The sequence below is a fragment of the Pseudomonas sp. GW821-FHT01E05 genome (genome assembly GCF_059422425.1).
Genome location: NZ_JBWKWW010000002.1, coordinates 473,334 through 495,151, shown reverse-complemented (window position 1 = coordinate 495,151; position 21,818 = coordinate 473,334). Strand labels below are relative to the sequence as shown.

20 protein-coding genes, 1 tRNA gene and 1 pseudogene are annotated in these 21,818 nt (G+C 60.1%); 2 read left to right on the top strand and 20 right to left on the bottom strand.

The annotated features are described in order from the left end of the window. Positions 1 to 107: 107 nt before the first annotated feature. The 11 genes from AC07W5_RS05715 to AC07W5_RS05665 form a co-directional block, all read right to left on the bottom strand. The gene (locus AC07W5_RS05715) at positions 108 to 329 is read right to left on the bottom strand and encodes a formate dehydrogenase subunit delta (protein WP_494994383.1); all 222 of its coding nucleotides are present in this window, start codon (positions 327 to 329) and stop codon (positions 108 to 110) included. Next, on the bottom strand, positions 326 to 3,214 hold the full coding sequence (fdhF, locus tag AC07W5_RS05710) for a formate dehydrogenase subunit alpha (RefSeq protein ID WP_495022927.1): 2,889 nt from the start codon (positions 3,212 to 3,214) through the stop codon (positions 326 to 328). The genes AC07W5_RS05715 and fdhF overlap by 4 nt, the downstream gene beginning before the upstream one ends. Further along, entirely contained in the window at positions 3,211 to 4,773 is a 1,563-nt protein-coding gene (locus AC07W5_RS05705; protein WP_495022926.1) for a formate dehydrogenase beta subunit, read from the bottom strand. The genes fdhF and AC07W5_RS05705 overlap by 4 nt, the downstream gene beginning before the upstream one ends. After that, positions 4,770 to 5,246 (bottom strand): formate dehydrogenase subunit gamma, encoded by a 477-nt coding sequence (locus tag AC07W5_RS05700; protein WP_495022925.1) that lies wholly within the window; start codon positions 5,244 to 5,246, stop codon positions 4,770 to 4,772. Before AC07W5_RS05700 ends, AC07W5_RS05705 begins: the two co-directional genes overlap by 4 nt. A gap of 373 nt (positions 5,247 to 5,619) precedes the next feature. Continuing rightward, the gene (locus AC07W5_RS05695; protein ID WP_495011015.1) at positions 5,620 to 6,447 is read right to left on the bottom strand and encodes an FkbM family methyltransferase; all 828 of its coding nucleotides are present in this window, start codon (positions 6,445 to 6,447) and stop codon (positions 5,620 to 5,622) included. Positions 6,448 to 6,647: 200 nt separating this feature from the next. After that, entirely contained in the window at positions 6,648 to 7,889 is a 1,242-nt protein-coding gene (locus AC07W5_RS05690; RefSeq protein WP_495011016.1) for a nucleoside deaminase, read from the bottom strand. 306 nt (positions 7,890 to 8,195) lie between these two features. Next, on the bottom strand, positions 8,196 to 9,425 hold the full coding sequence (locus tag AC07W5_RS05685) for a methyltransferase (RefSeq protein WP_495022924.1): 1,230 nt from the start codon (positions 9,423 to 9,425) through the stop codon (positions 8,196 to 8,198). Continuing rightward, entirely contained in the window at positions 9,406 to 10,095 is a 690-nt protein-coding gene (locus AC07W5_RS05680; RefSeq protein ID WP_494994373.1) for an ABC transporter permease, read from the bottom strand. Before AC07W5_RS05680 ends, AC07W5_RS05685 begins: the two co-directional genes overlap by 20 nt. Continuing rightward, positions 10,092 to 10,787 carry an ABC transporter permease gene (locus AC07W5_RS05675; protein WP_494994372.1) on the bottom strand — a complete coding sequence of 232 codons (696 nt, stop codon included), beginning with the start codon at positions 10,785 to 10,787 and terminating at the stop codon, positions 10,092 to 10,094. Before AC07W5_RS05675 ends, AC07W5_RS05680 begins: the two co-directional genes overlap by 4 nt. A gap of 78 nt (positions 10,788 to 10,865) precedes the next feature. Next, positions 10,866 to 11,618, bottom strand: a complete 753-nt coding sequence (locus tag AC07W5_RS05670) for an ABC transporter substrate-binding protein (RefSeq protein WP_494994371.1) — start codon at positions 11,616 to 11,618, stop codon at positions 10,866 to 10,868. A gap of 14 nt (positions 11,619 to 11,632) precedes the next feature. Then, positions 11,633 to 12,406 carry an ABC transporter ATP-binding protein gene (locus AC07W5_RS05665; protein ID WP_494994370.1) on the bottom strand — a complete coding sequence of 258 codons (774 nt, stop codon included), beginning with the start codon at positions 12,404 to 12,406 and terminating at the stop codon, positions 11,633 to 11,635. A gap of 555 nt (positions 12,407 to 12,961) precedes the next feature. On the opposite strand from AC07W5_RS05665, the gene gabP reads away from it, so the two are divergent. Further along, on the top strand, positions 12,962 to 14,353 hold the full coding sequence (gene gabP, locus AC07W5_RS05660) for a GABA permease (RefSeq protein ID WP_495011019.1): 1,392 nt from the start codon (positions 12,962 to 12,964) through the stop codon (positions 14,351 to 14,353). An 85-nt stretch (positions 14,354 to 14,438) separates the two neighbouring features. Here the strand turns inward: gabP and AC07W5_RS05655 are convergent, their stop codons facing one another. From AC07W5_RS05655 to AC07W5_RS05635, 5 genes and pseudogenes are all read right to left on the bottom strand, one after another. Continuing rightward, positions 14,439 to 14,897, bottom strand: a complete 459-nt coding sequence (locus AC07W5_RS05655; protein WP_495011020.1) for a hypothetical protein — start codon at positions 14,895 to 14,897, stop codon at positions 14,439 to 14,441. Positions 14,898 to 15,124: 227 nt separating this feature from the next. Beyond that, positions 15,125 to 15,532, bottom strand: coding sequence for a type II toxin-antitoxin system tRNA(fMet)-specific endonuclease VapC (gene vapC, locus AC07W5_RS05650; protein ID WP_495022923.1), 408 nt, complete (start codon positions 15,530 to 15,532; stop codon positions 15,125 to 15,127). Next, positions 15,532 to 15,609: pseudogene (locus AC07W5_RS05645) on the bottom strand (AbrB/MazE/SpoVT family DNA-binding domain-containing protein); the annotation flags it as partial. The pseudogene AC07W5_RS05645 and the gene vapC, both read right to left, overlap by 1 nt. Positions 15,610 to 15,722: 113 nt before the next feature. After that, positions 15,723 to 16,124, bottom strand: coding sequence for a hypothetical protein (locus tag AC07W5_RS05640; RefSeq protein ID WP_495011023.1), 402 nt, complete (start codon positions 16,122 to 16,124; stop codon positions 15,723 to 15,725). 34 nt (positions 16,125 to 16,158) lie between these two features. Beyond that, the gene (locus tag AC07W5_RS05635; RefSeq protein ID WP_495022922.1) at positions 16,159 to 17,145 is read right to left on the bottom strand and encodes an alpha/beta hydrolase family protein; all 987 of its coding nucleotides are present in this window, start codon (positions 17,143 to 17,145) and stop codon (positions 16,159 to 16,161) included. 280 nt (positions 17,146 to 17,425) lie between these two features. Here AC07W5_RS05635 and AC07W5_RS05630 point away from each other — a divergent pair, with 280 nt between their 5' ends. Next, positions 17,426 to 17,881, top strand: coding sequence for a carboxypeptidase regulatory-like domain-containing protein (locus tag AC07W5_RS05630; protein WP_495011025.1), 456 nt, complete (start codon positions 17,426 to 17,428; stop codon positions 17,879 to 17,881). Positions 17,882 to 18,000: 119 nt separating this feature from the next. Here the strand turns inward: AC07W5_RS05630 and AC07W5_RS05625 are convergent. The 4 genes from AC07W5_RS05625 to AC07W5_RS05610 form a co-directional block, all read right to left on the bottom strand. Next, positions 18,001 to 18,076: transfer RNA gene (locus AC07W5_RS05625), tRNA-Phe, on the bottom strand. Between the two features lie 102 nt (positions 18,077 to 18,178). Then, positions 18,179 to 18,451, bottom strand: a complete 273-nt coding sequence (locus AC07W5_RS05620) for an oxidative damage protection protein (protein WP_494994362.1) — start codon at positions 18,449 to 18,451, stop codon at positions 18,179 to 18,181. After that, a complete protein-coding gene (mutY, locus tag AC07W5_RS05615) occupies positions 18,448 to 19,515 on the bottom strand; it encodes an A/G-specific adenine glycosylase (protein ID WP_494994361.1) in 1,068 nt (355 codons plus the stop codon). Before mutY ends, AC07W5_RS05620 begins: the two co-directional genes overlap by 4 nt. Next, on the bottom strand, positions 19,512 to 21,734 hold the full coding sequence (locus AC07W5_RS05610; RefSeq protein WP_495022921.1) for an AsmA family protein: 2,223 nt from the start codon (positions 21,732 to 21,734) through the stop codon (positions 19,512 to 19,514). Before AC07W5_RS05610 ends, mutY begins: the two co-directional genes overlap by 4 nt. Positions 21,735 to 21,818 lie beyond the last annotated feature (84 nt).

Sequence of the window (21,818 nt, the reverse complement as noted above, 5' to 3'; positions counted from 1 at the left end):
CTTTGTGCTTGGGTGTGTGTGGGTTCTCCGCGCCCTCGAATAGTCGACTTTAAAAGCCTCTGGAACGCCCCTTGGCCTGTCTTCACAGGCCAGGGGTTCGTGTGAACCTAAGCCTCCCAGCCCGCCCCACTGACCGCCGCCTGCGCCAGTGGGTGCAAGTCTGCCCCCTGATGCTCCGTCTGCCAGGCCAGCAACTCCTTGCGCATGCCGGGCGTCCAGTACATCTGCAGGTGATTACGCACGCCGAGCACGGCCTGTTGCTGGTCCGGTTCGCCGGCGAAGTACTGGGCGATCTGGTTGGCCATTTTGATCAGGTTGGCGGTGCTCATCGGCGTACCTCGGCTTTTGTTCCGGCGGTGCGTGCCTGGCGGCGTTCGTCGAGCAGGCGTTGTTGATCGTCGCTGAATGCCTGGTAGCGTTTTTGCCACTCGGAAGGGTGGTAGACGCGGCTGACTTCCACGGCGGTGACCTTGTACTCCGGACAGTTGGTGGCCCAGTCGGAGTTGTCGGTGGTGATGACGTTGGCCCCCGATTCCGGGAAGTGGAAGGTGGTGTACACCACGCCTGGGGCTACCCGTTCGCTGACCCGCGCACGCAGTACGGTCTGTCCGGCGCGGCTGCCGATACCGACCCAGTCACCTTCATTGATGCCACGGCTCTCGGCGTCGGTCGGGTGGATTTCCAGGCGGTCTTCGTCGTGCCAGGCGACGTTCTCGGTACGCCGGGTCTGGGCGCCGACGTTGTACTGGCTGAGGATGCGCCCGGTGGTCAGCAGAAGGGGATAGCGACTGTTGACCTTTTCCTCGGTGGGCACGTAGCCGGTGAGCATGAAGCGCCCCTTGCCGCGCACGAATTCCTCGATGTGCATGGTCGGTGTGCCGTCCGGTGCCGCGGCGTTGCACGGCCATTGCAGGCTGCCGTGGCGCTCCAGTGAGGCGTAGCTGACGTTGCTGAAGGTTGGCGTCAGGCTGGCGATTTCATCCATGATTTCTGACGGGTGCTGGTAGTTCATGGGGTAACCCAGGGCGTTGGCCAGGGCCACTGTGCCTTCCCAGTCGGCCTTGCCGCCCAGTGGCTCCATGACCTTGCGCACCCGGGAGATGCGCCGCTCGGCGTTGGTGAAGGTGCCGTCTTTTTCCAGGAACGAGCAGCCTGGCAGGAACACATGGGCGAACTTGGCGGTTTCGTTGAGGAAAATGTCCTGCACCACAATGCATTCCATGGCCGACAGCGCTGCGGTGACGTGCTGGGTATTGGGGTCGCTCTGGGCGATGTCTTCGCCCTGGCAATACAGGCCCTTGAAGCTGCCGCCCAGGGCTGCCTCGAACATGTTGGGGATGCGCAGGCCCGGGTCGGGTTGCAGGGTGACGTTCCAGGCCTGTTCGAATTGCGCCCGTACCACCTCGTTGGAGATGTGTCGGTAGCCGGGCAGCTCGTGGGGGAAGGAGCCCATGTCGCAGGAGCCCTGAACGTTGTTCTGCCCACGCAGCGGGTTCACGCCCACGCCTTCGCGGCCGATGTTGCCGGTGGCCATGGCCAGGTTGGCGATGCCCATGACCGCGGTGCTGCCCTGGCTGTGCTCGGTGACGCCCAGGCCGTAGTAGATCGCCGCATTGCCGCCGGTGGCATACAGACGGGCGGCGGCACGGATGTCGGCAGCGGCTACGCCGCAGATGGTGCCAAGGACTTCTGGCGAGTTTTCCGCGCGGCTGACGAACTCGCGCCAGTGGGCGAAATCGCTGTCCTCGCAACGGGCGTCGATAAAGGCCTGGTTAAGCAGGCCTTCGGTGACGATGACGTGGGCCAGGGCGTTGAGCATGGCGACGTTGGTGCCCGGGCGCAGGGCCAGGTGCAGTTCGGCACGGGCATGCACCGTGTCCACCAGATCAATGCGTCGTGGGTCGATGACGATCAGCCGCGCGCCTTCACGCAGGCGGCGTTTGAGCTGGGAGGCAAACACCGGGTGGGCGTCGCTGGGGTTGGCGCCCATTACCAGGATCACGTCGGCCTGCATCACCGAGTCGAAACTCTGGGTGCCGGCGGACTCGCCCAGGGTTTGTTTCAGGCCATAGCCGGTCGGCGAGTGGCAGACCCGCGCACAGGTGTCGACGTTGTTGTTGCCGAAGGCGGCGCGCACCAGCTTTTGCACCAGGTAGGTTTCTTCGTTGGTGCAGCGGCTGGAGGTGATGCCACCAATGGAGTCGCGGCCGTATTTTTGCTGCAGCCGGCGGAATTCGCTGGCGGCGTAGGTCACCGCTTCATCCCAGCTGACTTCCTGCCAAGGGTCGTTGATGTGCTTGCGGATCATCGGCTTGGTGATGCGATCCGGGTGGGTGGCGTAGCCCCAGGCAAAGCGCCCTTTGACGCAGGAGTGGCCGTGGTTGGCCTGGCCGTTCTTGTCTGGAACCATGCGCACCAGCTGGTCGCCTTTCATCTCGGCGCGGAACGAGCAGCCCACGCCGCAATAGGCACAGGTGGTGATCACGCTGCGTTCGGGCTGACCCAGTTCGACCACGCTTTTTTCCATCAGGGTCGCGGTAGGGCAGGCTTGCACACAGGCGCCGCAGGACACGCATTCCGAATCGAGGAAGTCCTCGCCACCGGCGGCCGCGACCCGGGATTCGAAACCGCGCCCGGTAATGGTCAGGGCAAAGGTGCCCTGGGTTTCTTCGCAGGCGCGCACGCAGCGGTTGCAGACGATGCACTTGCTCGGGTCATAGTCGAAGTAGGGGTTGGAGGTGTCCTTCTGGTCGGCCAGATGGTTGTCGCCTTCATAGCCGTAACGCACCTCCCGCAGGCCGACCTGGCCGGCCACGGTTTGCAGCTCGCAGTTGCCGTTGGCCGAGCAGGTCAGGCAGTCCAGCGGGTGATCGGAGATGTACAGCTCCATGACGTTGCGGCGCAGGGTGGCGAGCTTCGGCGTCTGGGTGTGCACGCTCATGCCTTCGCTGACCGGCGTGGTGCAGGACGCCGGGTAGCCGCGCATGCCGTCGATCTCCACCAGGCACATGCGACAGGAGCCGAAGGCTTCCAGGCTGTCGGTGGCACACAGTTTGGGAATGGTGGTGCCCAGCAGCGCGGCGGCGCGCATCACCGAGGTCCCTTCGGGCACGCTGATACTGCGGCCGTCGATGTTCAGGGTGACTTGGACCTCGCTGTTGCGAGCAGGGGTGCCCAGATCGATATCGGTGTTCGGGTCGAAGAGAGTGATCATTGCTCAGCCTCCGAAGGCTGCAGACCGAAGTCGGCGGGGAAGTGCTTGAGGGCGCTGGCTACCGGATAGGAGACCATGCCGCCCAACGCGCACAGCGAACCGTATTGCAGGGTGTCGCACAGGTCCTTGAGGATGATCACCTGTTCATCACGACCGCTCTGGTCAGGTGCGGCCAGCAGGCGGTCGATTACCTCCACGCCCCGGGTCGAGCCGATGCGGCAGGGGGTGCATTTGCCACAGGATTCCTCGGCGCAGAACTGCATGGCGAAACGCGCCATGCGGGCCATGTCCAGGCTGTCGTCAGCCACCACTACACCACCGTGACCGAGCATGGCGCCGATGGCGGCGAACGCTTCGTAATCCAGCGGCGTGTCGAATTGCCCCGGTGGCACCCAAGCGCCGAGGGGGCCGCCAACCTGCGCGGCTTTCAGCGGTCGGCCACTGGCGGTACCGCCGCCGTAGTCTTCCACCAGTTCCCGCAGGGTCAGGCCAAAGGCCCGTTCCACCAGGCCGCCGTGACGAACATTGCCCGCCAGTTGGAAGGGCATGGTGCCCAGCGAGCGGCCCATGCCGTAATCGCGATAGAACTGCGCGCCCTTGGCCAGAATCAGCGGCACCGAGGCCAGCGTCAGCACGTTGTGCACCAGGGTCGGCAGGCCGAACAGGCCCTGCAAGGCCGGGATGGGTGGCTTGGCGCGGACGATCCCGCGTTTGCCTTCGAGAGAGTCCAGCAGCGCGGTTTCCTCACCGCAGATATAAGCACCGGCACCGACTCGCACTTCCATGTCGAAGGCCTGGCCGCTGCCGCCGACATTGGCGCCGAGGTAACCGGCGGACCGGGCGATCTCCAGCGCCTCGCGCAGGGTGGCCACGGCCTGTGGATATTCCGAGCGCACATAGATGTAGCCGTAGCTGGCCCCGACGGTGATTCCGGCAATGGCCATGCCTTCGATCAGCAGGAAGGGGTCGCCTTCCATCAACATGCGGTCGGCGAAAGTGCCGGAGTCGCCTTCGTCGGCGTTGCACACAATGTATTTCTGCGCAGCCTGAGTGCCGCGCACCGTGCGCCATTTGATCCCGGCCGGGAAGGCCGCGCCGCCACGGCCACGCAGGCCCGAATCGAACACGGCGGTCGCGGTCTGCTCGCCGCCCAGGGCGATGGCCCGGGTCAAGCCCTCAAAGCCGCCGTGGGCCCGGTAATCCTCCAGGGACAGCGGCCGGGTAATGCCGGCGCGGGCGAACAGCAGGCGTTGTTGCGTCTTCAGATAAGGTAGCTGCTCCACCAGGCCCAAGGCCAATGGATGAGCGGACGGCTCGCCTTGCAACGCATCGAGCAGCGACGGCACATCGGCAGCGGTCAGCGGGCCGAAGCCGATACGGCCTTGCGGGCTGTCCACTTCCAGCAGCGGTTCCAGCCAGTACAGGCCGCGAGAGCTGGTGCGTTGCAGGTCCAGCGGCAGATTGCGTTCCCGGGCCTGAGTGGCAAGGGCCACGGCCACCTCATCGGCACCCACGGCACGGGCAAGAGAGTCACAGGGCAGATAGAGACTCGGCATCATGCGTCCTCCAGGCAAGTGTCGAGCAGGGCATCCAGGCGCTCGGCGCTGAGCCGCGCATGCACCTGACCATCCAGCTCCAGGGCGGGCGAACAGGCGCAGGCGCCGAGGCAATACACCGGGCGCAGACTGATGTTGCCGTCGGCACTGCTGCCGTGGTCGTCCAGTTGCAGGCGTTCACGCAATTGCGCTGCGAGCTGCTCGGCGCCGCGGCTCTGGCAGGACTCGGCCCGGCACAGACGCAGGATATGCCGCGCCGGGGGCGCGGTGCGGAAGTCATGGTAGAAGCTGATCACCCCGCGAACCTCGGCCTGACTCAGGTTGAGGGCATGGGCAATCTCGGGGACGGCGGCATCGGGGATGTAACCGATGCCCTCCTGAATCTCATGAAGGATCGGCAACAGTGCGCCGGGGGAGCCCTTGTGGCGCTCCAGCAGGCTGTTGACCATAGGCAGGTGCAACATCTCATCAGGCATACAGCATTCCTCACGGTCACGGGCAAACCAGGCGGTTGTCGGTTGTCCGAAAGTGTCGGCTGCGGCACTCACACCACGTCACGGTATCGTGGCATTTTCAGGCCGTTGGCCAGGCACCCTGAGCGGGCATCTTGTTGGGCCCGGTGCGATCTTCGCCGCACCTGTTCAGGGCATAACAGGCAGCTTGCCACGCTGCCTTTGATTCATCTGCACCAAAGCGACGTGTTTGGTTCTTTCTGCGACTACCGGTTGAGTCTAGAAGAGTGGAGCCCAAGTGCCTCATCCCTGAAGGGGTGTTATGCCTTTTCGCTTGAAGGTTTATGCACAATGGATTGCTCGCCGGAGGATTTTGCGGCTGATTTTGTGGCGCGGCTCAAGCGCGGCTACGAACCAGCACATTCTTGAGTTTTTGAATGGCTCGCCATGACCGGCTGTTTCTCATGGCGTGCAGTTCTGCCTCGGCTTTTTCGGCCCGGCGCCGTTCGGCGATCAGGTCTTTTTCGGTGCCGGATACGGGGTGGCTGAATTTATGCCCGTAGCAAAACTGGAAGTCGTCCAGGTTGCATGGCGGGATGTCGAATGCCGGTTTGAGGTCCAGGTGTTCTTCGGCCAGGTAGAAGGTGTTGATGCCGTCGAATTGCACGGGGTGGTAGCGGGCGTCGGTGACGATTTTTTCCCAGGTCTGGTCGCGGTTCCATGGGGTTTCGATGAGGATGATCCAGGGCCGCCATTTGTTGAAGTCCATGCCGCGCAGGACGGTTTCTTCATGGCCTTCGACGTCGATTTTCAGAAAGTGGATCGGGCCGTTTACGTGTTCTTCGCAGATCGAGGCCAAGGTCCGCGACTGGACGGTTTGGCTGCGCACGTCCATGCCGGCGTCTTTGTGTTGCCTGGCGATGTTTGCATCCAGGGTCGAAAGCCCGGTGCCGGCGATCCCGTAGAAGGTGAGGTCTTGTACGGTTTCTCCGGCCACGCATTGAAGGTTTGTGTCCAAGGGCCGTTGCTGGCAAAGGGCGTCATAGTAGCCCTGGAGCGGCTCGATGTTGATGCCGTTCCAGCCGTGGTCGTAGAACGCCCGGGTGACCGAGTCCAGGGTCGGATCATTGGCCCCGACGTCGATGTAGAAACCGTTTTCGATGTACTTCAGCGCGCGCCACAACCGTATATCTTCGAAATTTTGTGCGTAAGAAATGAACGTCACTGTCTCTTCCTGATAGTCCGAACTGCGTTGGGATGGTGGCGCGCGCGCCAATCGCTTCAGTGCCTGTGTTGCAGGCCCGATGTCAGAGTTTAGCTATCTTGAGGCGGAACGTGTGGTGGCGAAGCGGCCAAATACGGGTGCGGGGCCGCAGGCCCGTTGATCGCTCAACGGGCCTGGCCTTTGCAGGTTACTTCAGCGTGCTACACGCCGTTCTTGACCGCATTGATCAAGTCCTGGCTCAGGACCTGGGCCGGAGCCACTTGCACGCTTTGGGTGTAGAACGGTGGAAGGTCCTGGGCCAGTATCGACAGCGCCTGAGGCGTGACATTACCCGGCAGCAGTACGTATTGCAGGTTCGACGGGTAACTCTGGGGAACCGGGCCTTCCATGGTCGAACCGTAGGCACCGAGGGTCATCACCGCTTGCGCGGTGGTGGGGTCGGGAGCGTAGAGGAACACGAAGGTGCCGTATTTTGGGTGCGTCAGGTATTGCTCGGCTTGTTCGCGTACCAGTGGGTCCGGGTCATTCATCAAGGTCCAGCGCATGACGGCGTAGCCGCGGGTGGTTTCCATGAACGCGGTTCTAATCGGTGACTCGTTCTCTACCCCGCCCAGGCACACCAGCAAGTTGCCGAAGGGGTCGAGCAGGGCCACGGAGTTGAAGACGTCGGCTTGCTGTGCGGTCTTGAGCAGTGGCGGCGCCAGTTCGGCACCGGGGTCTCGCGGGTTGGCCGATTGAACGGTCAAGGCGTACGGGCTCAGCCTGGACAGCGCCTTGCGCACCGGGCTGTTGGCCGGGAGTGTCGCGGGGTTCTTCAGCTTTGAAGGTTCCACGCCACTGTTGTTGCTCGCTTCGCGCACTGTGTTGACGCTGGCGTCGAAGATCGAGCCGGTGAGGTAATAGGCTCGCGAATTGATGGTCTGGCCGGCGAACACCGGGCTTTTTGATCCTTGATAGGCACGATTGACCGGATCGCCGACGGCGTAATAGCCCCAGGTGTCTTGCGCCTGCTGACGAATCTGCGGCGGCAGGGACGGGAAGTTGAACTCGCTGTTGTAGTTGACCCCGGCATAGGTATCGATCGCGCTGACGGCGACGTTGAAACCGGCAGTGAGCAGGGCGCCGGCACACATGGCGCAAGGGTCCAGGGTGGTGACGATGGTCAGTTGGCCGGGCGTGGGAAGGTTCAGCGCCGCGACGTTTTCGTAGTACCAGTCGACCAGCTGCCGCTCGCCGTGGGCGGTCGGGTCGTGAGGCAGGAAGTAGGTGGTGCCGCTGCCCGGGAAAGGCATCAGTACGTTGTTGTGTAGTGCGGCGATGACCTCGCCGGTGGCGTTATCGATGATGGCGCCACCGACGGCGAAGGTTTTCTGCATGGCGGCGAGAATGGCCTGATCGGCGACGGTATCTACAGCTTCCTGCGCACTGTTCACTGTGCTCATGGTGTGCGAGCTCCTTGCTGTCCTCTCGCCAGACCATTCTGGCGTTTGAAGACGATAGCTCAGCTTTTCGAGCGCGTTTATGCCCTTTGGCTTGAACGTTTATGCACAACTGAGTGGTTGCAAGTCTGGACAATGCGCCATTTTGTGATCTGGTTCTCATTTGTGCGCAACTGGCTGTTTTTTCGGTTTTTTATTGGCTGAACGAAAATTGAACAGTTGTTGTTTCAGCTCTGAAATGGCTCTGGAATTGGATCCGCGAAAGTTTCATCAACAGAGTTATCCACAGGCTGGGGAGTAAAAAGGGGGCTATTTGCGTTCGGCCAGCAGCATCAGGTTGCGGGGTGTCAGTGGGGTTTCGCAGAACACTCCGAGGCGCACGCGGTAGTTTTGCTCTTGCAGAAAAAGTGCCCGATCAAGCACCAGCCAGAGTTCCAGTGGCCGACGAAACAGGCCGCGTAGCAACTCCAGGTTGCGCACCTGCGCCAGGCGTTGCCAGCCAGCGGTTTCCAGTGCCGACCAATCCTGCTCGACGGTGGATAAATCTTTGAGTGCGGCGAGATCACGACAGTAGTCGGCGAACGGCTTGTCCAGCCAGGCACTGGGCAATGAGGGTGTTGGCAGATACTCGTCGCACCCGCGCAGTTGCCGTTGCAGCAGATCGAAGGCCAGCCGTCGGGCCATCGAGGTGTCACGCTGGCGCCGTATGCGAGCGCCAGCAGTGACGGTTTCGCTGAGGGGCAGCGCCAGATCATCGAGCGATAGCTGTAGGCCGGATGCCTTGGCCGCGACTGAAAGTGCCTGGTACTCGCTGCTCTGGATGCGGTTGTAGCAGCAAGGCGCGATTGCCAGTTGCTTGCAGCCCGCTCCGCTGGCCAGTTGCATCAGACGCACGTGCAGGTCACCGCAGGCATGCAGCGCGACCGGGGTGTGTTCGGCGGTCAGGCGAGCAGCAGCGTCCGTTGCCAGGACGTCTTGCTGGACATGGGTAACCGGTAGCTGATGTCGCTGGCTGAGCTGTTCACCGGCATCGATCAGCTCCGGGTCGTATTCCAGGCAGGTCAGCTGTTGTCCGGCGTGCAGCAGGCGGCGCCCCAAATGGCCTTTACCCGAGCACCAGTCGAGCCAGTGTCTGGGCTCCTCGGCAAATTGCAGGCACTGGGCAAAGGCTTCGATCTGCTGCCACTTGCGTCCGGGAACATCGACGTTCAAGCGTCGGGCGGCAGGATCGAGCGGATGGCTGGGCAGCTCACCGACAGCGCTGAGTGCGGCGGACGTGGCGGCCAGCGCTGAAAACGGAGCGGGGGCATCGAGGTGTTGTGGCTGGTTGTGGCTGGCTTCGGCGTCGTCCAGCGAACGTTGCCGTAGCCAGTTGGCCAGCTCGGGATGCTGCGCTTCCCACGGCAGCTGCCGATGGGTAAAAGGACGCGGTCGCCACAGCGCCTGATGCTCGATCAGAAACGCGTCCAGTGCCTTGAAACGGGCGAGCAGTTGCTCGCCCGTAAGCAGCGGCGGCAGATCAGCGTCCCTGAGAGGCATCGACGCGCAACCAGCGCTCCAGCAGCTTGAAGCCGCGCACCAGCACATAGGCCATCAGCAGGTAGAACATCCCTGCAGCGAAGAAAATCTCCACTGGCAGATAAGTCCGCGCAATGATGGTTCGGGCCATGCCGGTCAGTTCCAGCAAGGTCACGGTGCTGGCCAGCGCGCTGGCCTTGAGCATCAGGATCACTTCGTTGCTGTAGGCCGGTAAACCGATCCGCGCTGCACGCGGCAGCATGATGTAGAACAGCGCCTTGGGGCGCGACATGCCCAGAGCACGCGCCGCTTCGATTTCGCCGGGTGGAATGGCCTGGATCGCGCCGCGCAGGATCTCGGCGATGTAGGCCGCCGTGTGCAGGGTCATGGTGGCGGTGGCGCACCAGAACGGATTGCGCAGGTAAGGCCACATGGCGCTTTCACGCACCGCGTCGAACTGCGCCAGGCCGTAGTAGACCAGGAACAACTGCACCAGCAGCGGCGTACCACGGAAGAAGAAAATGTAGGCGTAAGGCAGGGCGCGTACGTACCTGCTCCGCGACGAGCGGGCGATACCCAGCGGAATAGCCAGCAGCAACCCGAGGATGACGGCGATAGCGACCAGTTCCAGGGTCAGGGTCGCGCCCTGCGCCAGTTTCGGCAGCCACTTGATGATCACTTCCCAGTTCATTGCGTGCTCCTGGCGAAACCGCGAGCGGCGCGTTTTTCCAAAAAGTGCATGCCGGTCATGGCAAGAATCGTCAGGCCCAGGTACATGAAGGCGGCAACCATATAGAAGGTGAACGGCTGCTTGGACACGGTTACGCCGATTTGCGCGTGGCGCATGATTTCTTCCAGGCCGATGACCGAAACCAGCGCGGTGTCCTTCATCAGGATCATGAACAGGTTGCCCAGCCCTGGCAGGGCAATGCGCCACATTTGCGGCATGATCAGCCGGGTGAAAATCCGGAACTTCGACAGGCCCAGGGCCACGCCTGCTTCACGATGGCCTTTGGGGATCGCCAGAATCGCACCGCGAAAGACTTCTGTGGCATAGGCGCCAAAGCACAAGCCAAGGGCGATCACGCCGGCAGCGAAGGCATTGAGTTCCAGATCGGGGTTGCCGAAAAACTCACCCAGCGCCCGCATCAGGTTGACCGTGCCGAAGTAAATCAGCAGCACCCAAAGCAGTTCCGGGATGCCTCGAACCAGCGTCGAGTAAGTACCGCCAAGCCATTGCAACGGCTTGTACGGGGAAGTCTTGGCCAGGGCGCCGAGCAGACCGAGAACCAGCCCCAGGCACAATGCCGAGAGAGCCAGTTTGACGGTCATCAGCGCGCCGGCGGCGAGCGCCGGGCCGAATCCGTAGAGATCGATATTCATGGATTTTTATTCAAATCACAGCAGGCTTTGCGAAGGACCGGCAACCGCCTGAGGCGGTGCCGGTCGGGCGCGTCAGTATCAATAGATGCTGAACGGGAAGTACTTGTCGTTGATCTTCTTGTAGGTGCCGTCAGCCACGATTTCTTTCAGCGCAGCGTTCAGCTTCTCGCGAATCGGGTCGCCTTTGCGTACAGCGATACCGATCTTGTCGCTTTCTTCCACCGGGTCGCCCTTGAACTCATAAGGCTTGCCGGCATCGCTTTTGAGCCACTCATAGTTGACGTACTTGTCTGCCAGGATCGCGTCGACGCGGCCGGAAGTCAGGTCCAGGTAGGCGTTTTCCTGGGTGTCGTAGAGTTTGATCTCGACCGCGTCACCCAGGTGGTCTTCCAGCCAGGTACCGGCCAGGGTCGCGCGTTGGGCACCGATGACTTTGCCTTTCAGAGAGTCTTTGTCGGTCTTGAAGTCGGTTTTATCTTTGGCCGCGATGAATTGCAGCTTGTTCGAGTAGTACGGATCGCTGAAGTCGACGGCTTGCTTGCGTTCTTCAGTGATCGACATCGAAGAGATCAGGAAGTCGAACTTCTTTGCGTTCAAGGCCGGGATGATGCCGTCCCAATCGGAGGTGACGATGGTGCACTCGGCTTTCATCTTGGCGCACAGGGCGTTGCCGATTTCGACGTCGAAACCGACGACCTGGCCGCTAGCATCTTTATTGTTGAACGGCGGGTAGGCCGCTTCGATGCCCATCTTCAAGGTTTCAGCAGCCGCGGTGGCGCTGAACGCCAGGGTAACGGCAGCGGCCAGGAGGAATTTTTTATAGCTCTGCATTGGGTGTTGCTCCGTTAGCGGTTGCTGGACATGAATTGTTTGCAGCGCGCCGAAAGCGGGTTTTCGAACACCTGCTGTGGCGATCCTTGCTCTTCGATCAGACCCTGATGAAGGAATACCACTTCACTGGAAACCTGTCGGGCAAAGCCCATTTCATGCGTGACCAGAAGCATGGTGCGGCCTTCTTCGGCCAGCGCGCGGATCACATTAAGTACTTCCTGGACCATTTCCGGGTCAAGGGCCGAAGTCGGCTCATCGAACAGAATGACTTTGGGTTGCATCGCCAGGGTGCGGGCGATGGCCGCGCGTTGTTGCTGACCGCCGGAGAGTTGCGCGGGGTAGGCGTGGCGTTTGTCGGCGATGCCGACCTTGGCCAGCAGGGCTTCAGCGATTTCGGTGGCTTCGGCCTTGCTCTGCCCGAGTACGCGACGCGGCGCTTCGATGATGTTGTCGAGCACGCTCATGTGTGGCCAGAGGTTGAAGTTCTGGAACACGAAACCGATTTCGCTGCGCATGCGGTTGATCTGCCGGCCATCGGCAGCGATCAGCTCGCCGTTTTTCGCGGCTTTGAGCTTGAGCTCTTCGCCAGCCACCAGAATCTGGCCCTGGTGCGGGTTTTCCAGCAGGTTGATGCAACGAAGGAACGTGGACTTGCCGGAACCGGAGGAACCCAGGATCGAGATCACATCGCCGTCGCGTGCGGTCAGCGAGATACCTTTGAGTACCTCAAGCGTACCGTAGCGTTTATGCAAGTTGCGGATTTCAAGCGCGGGCGTGGCCTCAGCCATGTGCGGTCCTCATGTGTTCTATTGCGCTCCTGCTGTAGGCGGCCGTCCTGGCGAGGCGGCCAAGCTAGCATAGCGTTTGAATGACAGCCAACAGCGCTACGGGGCGCAAACGGGGGGCGTGTGGGGAGGTGTCGCATCGGTGCAGCAGACTGTCGCGCCATCAACAACCGAACACTCGTTTGAACCTTCATCCCGGCGGGTGTCGCGTAAAAAAGGGCGCGATGGTGCCAGCTTTGGCCGGGTGTTGGAAGCGCTATGCAACCAAACGGCCCCACATCCGCCCCTTAATTGTGCGTGGCGTGCTTTGAGAGTGTGTTTTTGGTGCGCCCATTCATTCTTTAAGTGGGTGGACAGGTAACGTTCTGGCTAAATGCCATTAATCTCAATGGGTTGTGATGATTGTCCGATTGCTCTGCAGCCCCCAGAAACTGGCGCAATGAAACATTTTGGCGCAGAACTTGCGTAAAAAATAAGGAACGCTCCGTTGGATTCTTTTTACGAGAAAGTCTGCAGACGGAGTGGACTGAATCGCTCTTCATCGCAAAGGTAGTTTCAATGAGCAATACCCAAAGCTCTAATGGCCTCGAACAGGGGCTTAAACCGCGGCATGTGACCATGCTGTCGATCGCCGGAGTCATCGGCGCCGGCCTGTTTGTCGGCTCCGGACACGCCATCGCAGCCGCCGGTCCTGCGGTACTGCTGGCTTATGCAGCCGCCGGTACTCTGGTGGTATTGGTAATGCGCATGCTGGCCGAAATGGCCATTGCTTCGCCGGACACCGGCTCGTTCTCGACGTATGCCGATCGGGCGATCGGTCACTGGGCCGGCTTCACTATCGGCTGGCTGTACTGGTGGTTCTGGGTGTTGGTGATCCCGCTGGAAGCCAACGCTGCGGCAACTATTCTGCACGCCTGGTTTCCCGGCATGGCGATCTGGGCTTTCACCCTGGTCATTACGCTGCTGCTGACGGCGACCAACCTGTGCAGCGTGAAGAATTATGGCGAGTTCGAATTCTGGTTCGCACTGGTCAAGGTCGTAGCGATCATCGGCTTTATCATCCTTGGCGTGCTGGCGATTTTCGGCCTGCTGCCAGGCAGCCAGGTCAGCGGCGTCTCGCACCTGTTCGATACCCAAGGCTTCCTGCCTAACGGCATGGGTGCGGTTCTGGCCGCGATTCTGACCACGATGTTCTCGTTCATGGGCACCGAAATCGTCACCATCGCCGCCGCCGAATCGAAAAACCCGGGTCAGCAAATCTCCAAGGCCACCAACTCGGTGATCTGGCGGATTGGCTTGTTCTACCTGGTGTCGATCTTCATCGTCGTGGCGCTGGTGCCATGGAATGACGCAAGCCTGGCGCAGGTCGGTTCCTACCAGACCGTGCTCGACCGCATGGGTATTCCTAACGCCAAGCTGATCGTTGATCTGGTGGTATTGGTTGCTGTAACCAGCTGCCTGAACTCGGCGCTGTACACCGCTTCGCGCATGCTCTTCTCTCTGGGCAAGCGCGGCGATGCGCCGGCAGTCTCCAAGCGCACCAACAACAGCGGCACGCCTTACTGGGCGGTCATGCTGTCCACCGCAGCAGCGTTCCTCGCGGTATTCGCCAACTATGTGGCCCCGGCTGCAGTGTTCGAATTCCTGCTCGCCAGCTCCGGTGCCATCGCTTTGCTGGTGTACCTGGTTATCGCCATATCCCAGCTGCGTATGCGCCAGAAGCGCATGGCCGCCGGTGAGAAGATTGCCTTCAAGATGTGGCTATTCCCGGGGCTGACCTACGCGGTGATCGTGTTTATCGTCGGCGTGCTGACCATCATGCTGTTCCAGGAAGAGCATCGCGTGGAAATTCTCGCCACGGGTCTGCTGAGCGTTCTGGTGGTCGCAGCGGGTCTGCTGGTGGCGCGTCGTCGCAAGCTCGAGAAGCGTGGGGCGACGGTGTTGAATTGATGGTTGATTCAGTCGCGTAACAAAAACGGCCGCTGTCAGGGATGACAGCGGCCGTTTTTGTTTCCGGGTGCTTTAACGAATGGGTTTACTCGTTCGTTTCCAGAAGCACATCGAGTGCTTTTTTGTAGCTGTCCAGCGCAGTCCCGAAATCTGTTATGACTTCAGGGTCTTCAAGCCAGCGCTGGGCTTGCTCGCGATCAATACCGTCGGCCCACATGCGGTAATCAATCAGCATGTCTGCGGCCAGGTGAGTAGCGGCCATTGCCTCGTTCTCGGCATTTTCCATATCCAGCAGCTCCGGCTGCTCGTCGATAATCTTGCTGAGCGAGATGAGCATTCTTATCAGCATCTCTACGCGACTGGTGGTCTCTTCCGCGTCCTGCATGAGGATGAACATATTCAGGATGTCTTCCGGAATTTGCTCATCGTCCATGCTGGTCGGATCGTCGTACATTGCTATGGGTTTTCTGGTTCCCATGCGCAGTTGCTTGGCTTTGGCCTTCGCGCGTTTGGCGCGTTTCTGTTGTTTGTTCAGGGATGCCATTGGTTTCGGTCGTTTTAAGGAGGGGAAGGAGGGGGTCTGTGGCTATTAAAACGCAGGAGTAAAACCCGATAAACCGTATTTTTTGATGGCTGGCTTCTGAGTTGCGGCAACGCATGTCAGTTCAATTCGTGACGCAGTGCGTCACAGTTTGAGCGCCCAGGAAAAACGATGGCCCGCAAGTTACGGTGAAGGGTTAGCGTCACACCGCTTACCCTGGCAGCCTGGTTTCAGTAGGAGTTTACCCAGTCTTCAACGCGCAAGCCGCGAACATGTTCAAACTCTCGAAGGTTGTTCGTCACTACAATCAGGCCCTTTGAGCGGGCATGGCCAGCGATCATGTGGTCATACGGACCTATCGGTGTTCCCGCTTCAGCAAGTTCGGACCTGATCATGCCGGTATGCGCAGCTGCTTCATAGTCATAGGGCAGTACGTCAGGCCGGGCGGAGAAACCTTCGATTACCGCCAGATTCTTTTCCGGTGCTGCTGACTTTTCGGCGCCGTAGATCAGCTCCATTAGCGTGACAGCGCTGATGCACAGTTGACCATGGTGACGATTGAAAGCCTCGCGCACGATTTGTGGTTTGTTCTTGATGGTGAAGATGCAGATGTTGGTATCGAGCATGAACTTGATCATTAGAACGACTCGCGCTCCTGATCGGCTGGTTGTTCACGACCGGCCATAAAGTCGGGGCTCACACTTTCTCCGTCGAAGGATATACGTAGTGGCTGGCGAAGAATGGAGCGCATCGTGACACCTTCATAACGAAAACGGCCGCCGTCAGTGCAGACGGCGGCCGTTTTTTGTCGATTTGAAAGCGTTAGCGTTACGGCTTCAGCAATGCGTCTGATGCAGCAACGTAATCGGCCTGGAATTGCGGGCTCTCGATCCAGGCAAGCGCCGTTGTTTCGTCCGCCTCGGTGGACCACTGGCGATACTCGATGAGTGCGGCGAGGATGAAGTCGGTCGCGCCTTCTTCACCTTCTTGCTCAAACACCAGCTCAAGCAGCGGATCCCCCAGGAAAACCGCGCACATCGCTTGCTGGCTGGTGGTTTCGGCGGCGCGCATTTTTTTGAACAGTTCGGTCAAGTCAACCGATTCAAAGTCGATGCGATCGTCATTCGGATCCAGCGCTTCGACTGAGGTGCCCGCGCGTTGAGTCCGGTTCTGTTTGGCCTTGGCTTTGGCGCGGGAGGCGCGTTTGTGTTGTTTGTTCGCGGATGCCATGGGCTTCGTTCCGTAATTCGTTGAAAAGGGCAGGTCAAGCGGGTGCGTGGCGTGGCATTAGCCGCCCGTGTGTGCCGGGGGCAAGCTCGCCGTTCTGCAACCAGGACAATGCAATGGGCCATAGTGTGGCTTGGTAAGGGCTGCGAAAAAAGGCGAAATGTCCGACTTCCACTTCGCCGATGTCTTCTGGGGCGATTCGCAAGTGCGTTTTCGTGCTGGCAGTGAAGTAGCCAAGCAGTCGCTCGATGGCTGCGACAGTGCCATAGGGATCGTCGCTGAGGCTGATGGCGAGTGTCTGGGCTGTCACCGTAGAGAATGGCAATTCGTCGAACATGCGCCCGCTGGGGCGCCTCTCGTACTGTGCGGTCGGGGTGCTCCAGTCCCGGACTACGCCGGCGGGGGTATCTTCCAGCCAGCCCAGGTGCTTGCCGGGAAAGTAGCCGCAGAACATCGTCACCAGCGGCATCAGCAGATGCCACTTGCAGAACATCTGCCGACGGCTGGCGGGGGCATAGTCGCGCCAGTAGGCGAATTGCGCGCCTACGGTCACCAGGCGCCGGATCAGGTGTCCCGAAGCGCCCAGCCCGGCTGCGCAGCCGCCGAAGCTATGGCCGACCACATCAATGGGTTGGCCGGGGAACTCCCTGCGTGCGCGTTGCAATATGGCTTCGAAATCGAGCGCGCCCCAATCCGACCATGACGCGTTGAAGCCACGTAACGATGCCGGTCGTGACTCGCCGATCCCGCGATAGTCGTAGACGATGACATCGAAGCCGTGGCCAAACAGGTAATCGGCGAAGCGAAAGTAATGCCGGCAGCGCACCGAGGTGGCCGCGTTGATAATCACCACCGGGCGCTCGGCGTTTGCGTGAAGATGGCGCCAGGTGAATCCGCCAAGCACGAAGCCATCGGCGGCGGTTTCCTTGAAGGAGTCGCAGGGCCCGGTTGTGACCGACGGTCCCGGTGCCTTGGCAACTGGCGACTGCGACGCTGAAGGCGAGGCTGGACTCTGCAGATTCATGGGCACTGGCTCTTTTTCAGGAGAGACGAAAGAACGATCAAGTTGCTCACTATAGGATCGGCTGAAAACATCGGCAGTCTTTTTTCAGCGGCGCCATTGTCCGGTTCATCGACTCCGGCGTTGTGAAGTCTCACGCCCAATAAGCCGAATTTAAACTTTTTAGAATCAGGCGAATCAACAATACAGGGGGAGACTAAACCGGGATGCCGCCGTTTTATGGCATAGCGCTTAGTGGTGGCATCGCATTCATGGGTTCTGTAAGAACCCGGGAGTCGTCGTCATGAAGTCCTTGCGCATACTTGCGTTTTCTGGAGCTGCTGCGGTCATGCTGTCGGGTTTGCCTGCAACGGTATTGCTGGCTGCCAGCGCAGAGCCGATCGATAGTTCGGCAGTGCAACTTGAGCAACAACAGCAAAACGGTATTGCCTATCTGTCAGGCGGTATTGGTCTGGACGAGTCACGGGCCATTCAGCAGGCCAAGGGATACAACCTGCACATGACCTTTTCCACCGGCCCGGGCAATGAATATATCCCTGATGTCGATGTCGCGATTCAGAACATGCAGGGACATTCAATGCTGACGCTGAGTCAGGTCGGCCCTATCGTTTATGTTCAGTTATCACCCGGTAAATATGTCATCGTCGGCACTCGCAATGGTCAAGAACAACGAAGCACCGTTGAAATCAAAGGCGGGGCTGTTCGTGATCTGGTTTTCCACTGGAAAGATGCCAAATAGTCGCTGATGCCTGAAGGTCATTAGTAATTCTTCAAAAACTACAGACAACAAAAAACCCGCACAAGGCGGGTTTTTTGTGGGCTGTCACGTGGTTTTAGACACCACATGAAAGCTGAATGTGGTGCCCAGAGACGGAATCGAACCGCCGACACGGGGATTTTCAATCCCCTGCTCTACCGACTGAGCTATCTGGGCAACGGGGCGCATTAAACGGGTTTTTCAGGGGGTCGTCAAGCACGATTTGAAAAAATGTTTAATTATTACCGTCGCTTACGGCCTAAACCTTCTGCGACGGGTTTATTCAGCGGGTGGAACGTAGCCTTCGGCCTTGGCGTAATCCTCGCCGGAAAAGAACTTGTCCATTTCGCCCTGCAGATATTTGCGGTCTTCGGCGTTCATCATGTTCAGGCGTTTTTCATTGATCAGCAGGGTCTGGTGCTTCTGCCAGTCGGCCCAGGCTTTCTGGGAAACGTGGTTGAAAATGTCTTCACCTTTGGCCCCTGGAAACGGAGCGCGTTCGAGGGCGGGCAGTTCTTCTTTGTACTTGCGGCACATGATGGTGCGGGTCATGACAACTCTCCTGCGTTCAATACATCGGCCGCGCGTTTCAGCAGCTTTTTCACCGGGGCGGCAAGGCCCAGGCGCGGCGGGTTGGCGAGGTTATACCAGAGCCAGTCGGCCTCGGCCACGTGATGGCCGAACGTATGGACCTGAACCAGCCAGGGTTCGATAGCCAACTGGAAATGGCTGAAGGTGTGAATCAGGCTCTGCAGTTCGTGATGCTTGCCCAGTTCCAGCGAGTGTTGCAGCGCCAGATGTTCCAGGTCGCCGAGGTCATCCAGCTCCGGCAAGCTCCAGAGACCGCCCCACAGGCCCGTGGAGGGGCGCCGATAAAGCAGAATGGCACCTTCGCGGTTGGCCAGCATCGGCATCAGGGTGCGCTTCTGAGGGACGCTCTTTCGCGGCTTGGGGACCGGGTAGCGAGTCTCCAGGCCAAGCATGTGCGCTTGGCAGCCGCTTTCCAGCGGGCAAAGCAGGCAACTGGGCTTGCTGCGGGTACAGAGCGTCGCGCCAAGGTCCATCATTGCCTGGGTGTAGTTGTTGACCCGGGTGTGGGGTGTAAAGCGCTCAGCGTTGGCCCACAGCTGTTTGGCGACCTTGGGTTCGCCCGGGTAGCCCTCTTGCGCAGTAAAGCGCGCCAGCACCCGTTTGACGTTGCCGTCGAGGATCGGCGCGCGCAGGCCCATGCTCAGGCTGGCGATGGCGCCAGCAGTAGACAAACCGATACCGGGCAGCTCGATGAGCTTTTCGACGTCGCGGGGAAACTCTCCAGCGTAGTCGGCAACGATGATTTTCGCGGTCTTCTGCAGATTACGGGCGCGGGTGTAGTAACCCAGGCCGGTCCACAGGTGCAGCACTTCGTCTTCGGGGGCGGCGGCCAGGGCTTCGACCGTTGGCAAGGACGCCATGAAACGGTCGAAGTAGTTCAGCACGGTGCTGACCTGAGTCTGCTGCAACATGATTTCCGAGACCCACACCCGATACGGGGTGATGCCTTGCTGCCAAGGCAAATCGTGGCGGCCGTGGCGGTCGTACCAGTCCAGTACCGCCGTTGAAAATTGCTCGGATTTCATCGTTTGAATAGCCCCTTGAGGGCGTCTTTCAGTTCTGGACTGACTTTATCGCCGAATTTCTCTTCAAGTTTTTCGTTGAGCTTGTCGCCGGCCAGTTTGCTCGCGACCTGGCCCAGGCGATCGTTGTCCAGGCGGCAGGCTTTGGCGCCGAGCTCCAGCGGACCACGGCAGCGCAGTGGCCACTCGATGCCGGCGTAGCGTTGATTGACTTCGCAGGCAGGGTCCGGCATGTCGCTCTTGTCGCCTTCGATGATGACGCCGACGCGGTAATCCATGCCGAGTACCCGCAGATCGATGTCACCGTTACCGTTGACGGTCAGGCCGGGGATGCGCACTTTCAGGTCCGGGTTGCTGGCCACGCCGTTATGCAAGGTCAGGCTGCCCTGGAACTCCCGGAACGGTGTGTCCTTGCCCCGCGGTGCACTGCTGAGGGTTTTGTGATTGAGCGTGGCAATGCCGTGGCAGAGCTGTTGCTCGAGGTTGGCGTTGAGCAGTACGCCATTGTTGATGAGGAAGCTGGTGGTGCCGTTGAGGCTGTCGATCAGCGCCTTCTGGCTGTTACCGCTGCCAGTCAGGTTGCTGTTCAACGTGACCAGACCTTTGACCGGTGTTGTTTTTCCCTGGCTTTCGAGGAGGCGTTCGACCGGTATTTTGTTGATGCGTGTCTGCATGCTCAACAGCGGCACTGGCTGACGTACGTCAAGGTTGCCATCGGCTTCGAAGTTGCCGTTGTAGAGGTCGCCGCGCAGGTTCTCGAGTTTGAGCAGACCGCCCTGGCCGGAAGCCTTCAGCGCTGCGTTCTGGATCGGCAATTTGTCGAGAGTCAACAGGCCGAAGTTCAGGTCAGCGTCGATATCCAGTTTGCTCAGGCGTTCGACCGGCAGCAGTTTTTCAGTGCTCCAGGCGTCTTTGGTCGGTGCGGCGGGCAGTGGTGAGTTGCCAGCCATGGCGGCGGCTTCGCTGCTTTTCACTTCGGCCTGGCGGGTCACCGCGGCGCTATTGGCCTCTGCGGATTTCGGCGGCAGGTAGCGATCGGCGTCGAAGGTATCGCCCTTGAGCTGTACGCGCAGCGACTGTTTGGCGAAATCGTCGACCGCGATGCGCCCGGTGAAGGTGCTGCCGTCGAGTTTCAGACTCAGGTCTTCGAGGGCGATACTGGTCGGCGTGCCAGTTAGACGGCTGACCAGTTCGACTTTGCTCAGGCTGCCTTCTGCCATGGCTGGAAGCTTCTGGTCGATGCTGTCGACAAATTTTGCCAGGTCGAACTGGGCAATCGACAGTCCGCCGCTGATTTGCGGGGTCTTGTCCAGATCATTGACCTTGAGCTCGCCCAGTGCACGCAGTTGGTTGGCCGACAGCTTCAGGCCGTTCCATTCGGCAATGTTCGCCGCCATGTCCACCAGCAACTGGCCCTGGGCGGCGAAGGTCACGATCTTGCCTTGCAGTGGATCGCCAGAAGCTTCGCCGGACAGTTTCATGTCTTCAAACTGATAACGCTTGAGCGCGCGGTCGAAGCGCAGGTCACCATTGAGTTCGGTCCTGACCCGCAACACAGGTTGGTTGCTGCCCAGAAATGCGGTCAGCTTGACCGGGATGTTCGTCCCATCGTGGATCGCGCCGGTGCTCAGTTGAATACTTTCGGCACTGAATTGTTTGCCACTCTGCTCATCAACGTACTCAACGCGAGCGTTGTTCATGGTCAGGCTGTCGATATCCAGGCGAGCCGGCTGGGCAGACTTGTCGGGCGTTGCAGGCTTGGCTTGCGCGGGCTCGCTGGCTGTCGTTGCGCCAGCGTCAGCCGGTGTGGCGACCGGCACGGTCTTGCCAATATCTTCCCAATTGCCGTGGCCGTTCTTGTCGCGACTCAGGCGCAGGTTCAGACCTTCGACGCGGACATCGCTCATTTGCACTTCGCGGCGCAATAGCGGCAACACTCGCACCGACAGACCGAGCATCTGCAGATCGGCGAAAGGTTTGGTCGGGTTGGCCAGAGTCGCGACGCCGGCTTCGTGCAGCTCCAGGCCCAGCCAGGGGAACAGGCTCCAGCCGATATCGCCATTGAGCGTCAGCTCAATATGGGCCTTATCGCGGGCAATCTGGCGAATCTCGTCTTTGTAGTCGTTGGGATCGAAGAAATGGGTCAGAGCGAAGCCCAGAGCCACAATGATCAGCAACAGCCCGAGAATTACCAGACCCAGGATTTTGCCAAACGCTTTCATGGGCGAGTCCTTGTAGTGTGTCGAAATTCGTAAATTAGCCGGGGAGTATAGCGCTCCGATTCTGACGACTGGTCATGGATCGCG

Coding starts and splice junctions, on each gene's coding strand:
- AC07W5_RS05715 (WP_494994383.1), bottom strand. CDS start 329: ATGAGCACCGCCAACCTGATCAAAATGGCCAACCAGATCGCCCAGTAC.
- fdhF (WP_495022927.1), bottom strand. CDS start 3,214: ATGATCACTCTCTTCGACCCGAACACCGATATCGATCTGGGCACCCCT.
- AC07W5_RS05705 (WP_495022926.1), bottom strand. CDS start 4,773: ATGATGCCGAGTCTCTATCTGCCCTGTGACTCTCTTGCCCGTGCCGTG.
- AC07W5_RS05700 (WP_495022925.1), bottom strand. CDS start 5,246: ATGCCTGATGAGATGTTGCACCTGCCTATGGTCAACAGCCTGCTGGAG.
- AC07W5_RS05690 (WP_495011016.1), bottom strand. CDS start 7,889: ATGAGCACAGTGAACAGTGCGCAGGAAGCTGTAGATACCGTCGCCGAT.
- AC07W5_RS05685 (WP_495022924.1), bottom strand. CDS start 9,425: ATGCCTCTCAGGGACGCTGATCTGCCGCCGCTGCTTACGGGCGAGCAA.
- AC07W5_RS05680 (WP_494994373.1), bottom strand. CDS start 10,095: ATGAACTGGGAAGTGATCATCAAGTGGCTGCCGAAACTGGCGCAGGGC.
- AC07W5_RS05675 (WP_494994372.1), bottom strand. CDS start 10,787: ATGAATATCGATCTCTACGGATTCGGCCCGGCGCTCGCCGCCGGCGCG.
- AC07W5_RS05670 (WP_494994371.1), bottom strand. CDS start 11,618: ATGCAGAGCTATAAAAAATTCCTCCTGGCCGCTGCCGTTACCCTGGCG.
- AC07W5_RS05665 (WP_494994370.1), bottom strand. CDS start 12,406: ATGGCTGAGGCCACGCCCGCGCTTGAAATCCGCAACTTGCATAAACGC.
- gabP (WP_495011019.1), top strand. CDS start 12,962: ATGAGCAATACCCAAAGCTCTAATGGCCTCGAACAGGGGCTTAAACCG.
- AC07W5_RS05655 (WP_495011020.1), bottom strand. CDS start 14,897: ATGGCATCCCTGAACAAACAACAGAAACGCGCCAAACGCGCGAAGGCC.
- vapC (WP_495022923.1), bottom strand. CDS start 15,532: ATGATCAAGTTCATGCTCGATACCAACATCTGCATCTTCACCATCAAG.
- AC07W5_RS05640 (WP_495011023.1), bottom strand. CDS start 16,124: ATGGCATCCGCGAACAAACAACACAAACGCGCCTCCCGCGCCAAAGCC.
- AC07W5_RS05635 (WP_495022922.1), bottom strand. CDS start 17,145: ATGAATCTGCAGAGTCCAGCCTCGCCTTCAGCGTCGCAGTCGCCAGTT.
- AC07W5_RS05630 (WP_495011025.1), top strand. CDS start 17,426: ATGAAGTCCTTGCGCATACTTGCGTTTTCTGGAGCTGCTGCGGTCATG.
- AC07W5_RS05620 (WP_494994362.1), bottom strand. CDS start 18,451: ATGACCCGCACCATCATGTGCCGCAAGTACAAAGAAGAACTGCCCGCC.
- mutY (WP_494994361.1), bottom strand. CDS start 19,515: ATGAAATCCGAGCAATTTTCAACGGCGGTACTGGACTGGTACGACCGC.
- AC07W5_RS05610 (WP_495022921.1), bottom strand. CDS start 21,734: ATGAAAGCGTTTGGCAAAATCCTGGGTCTGGTAATTCTCGGGCTGTTG.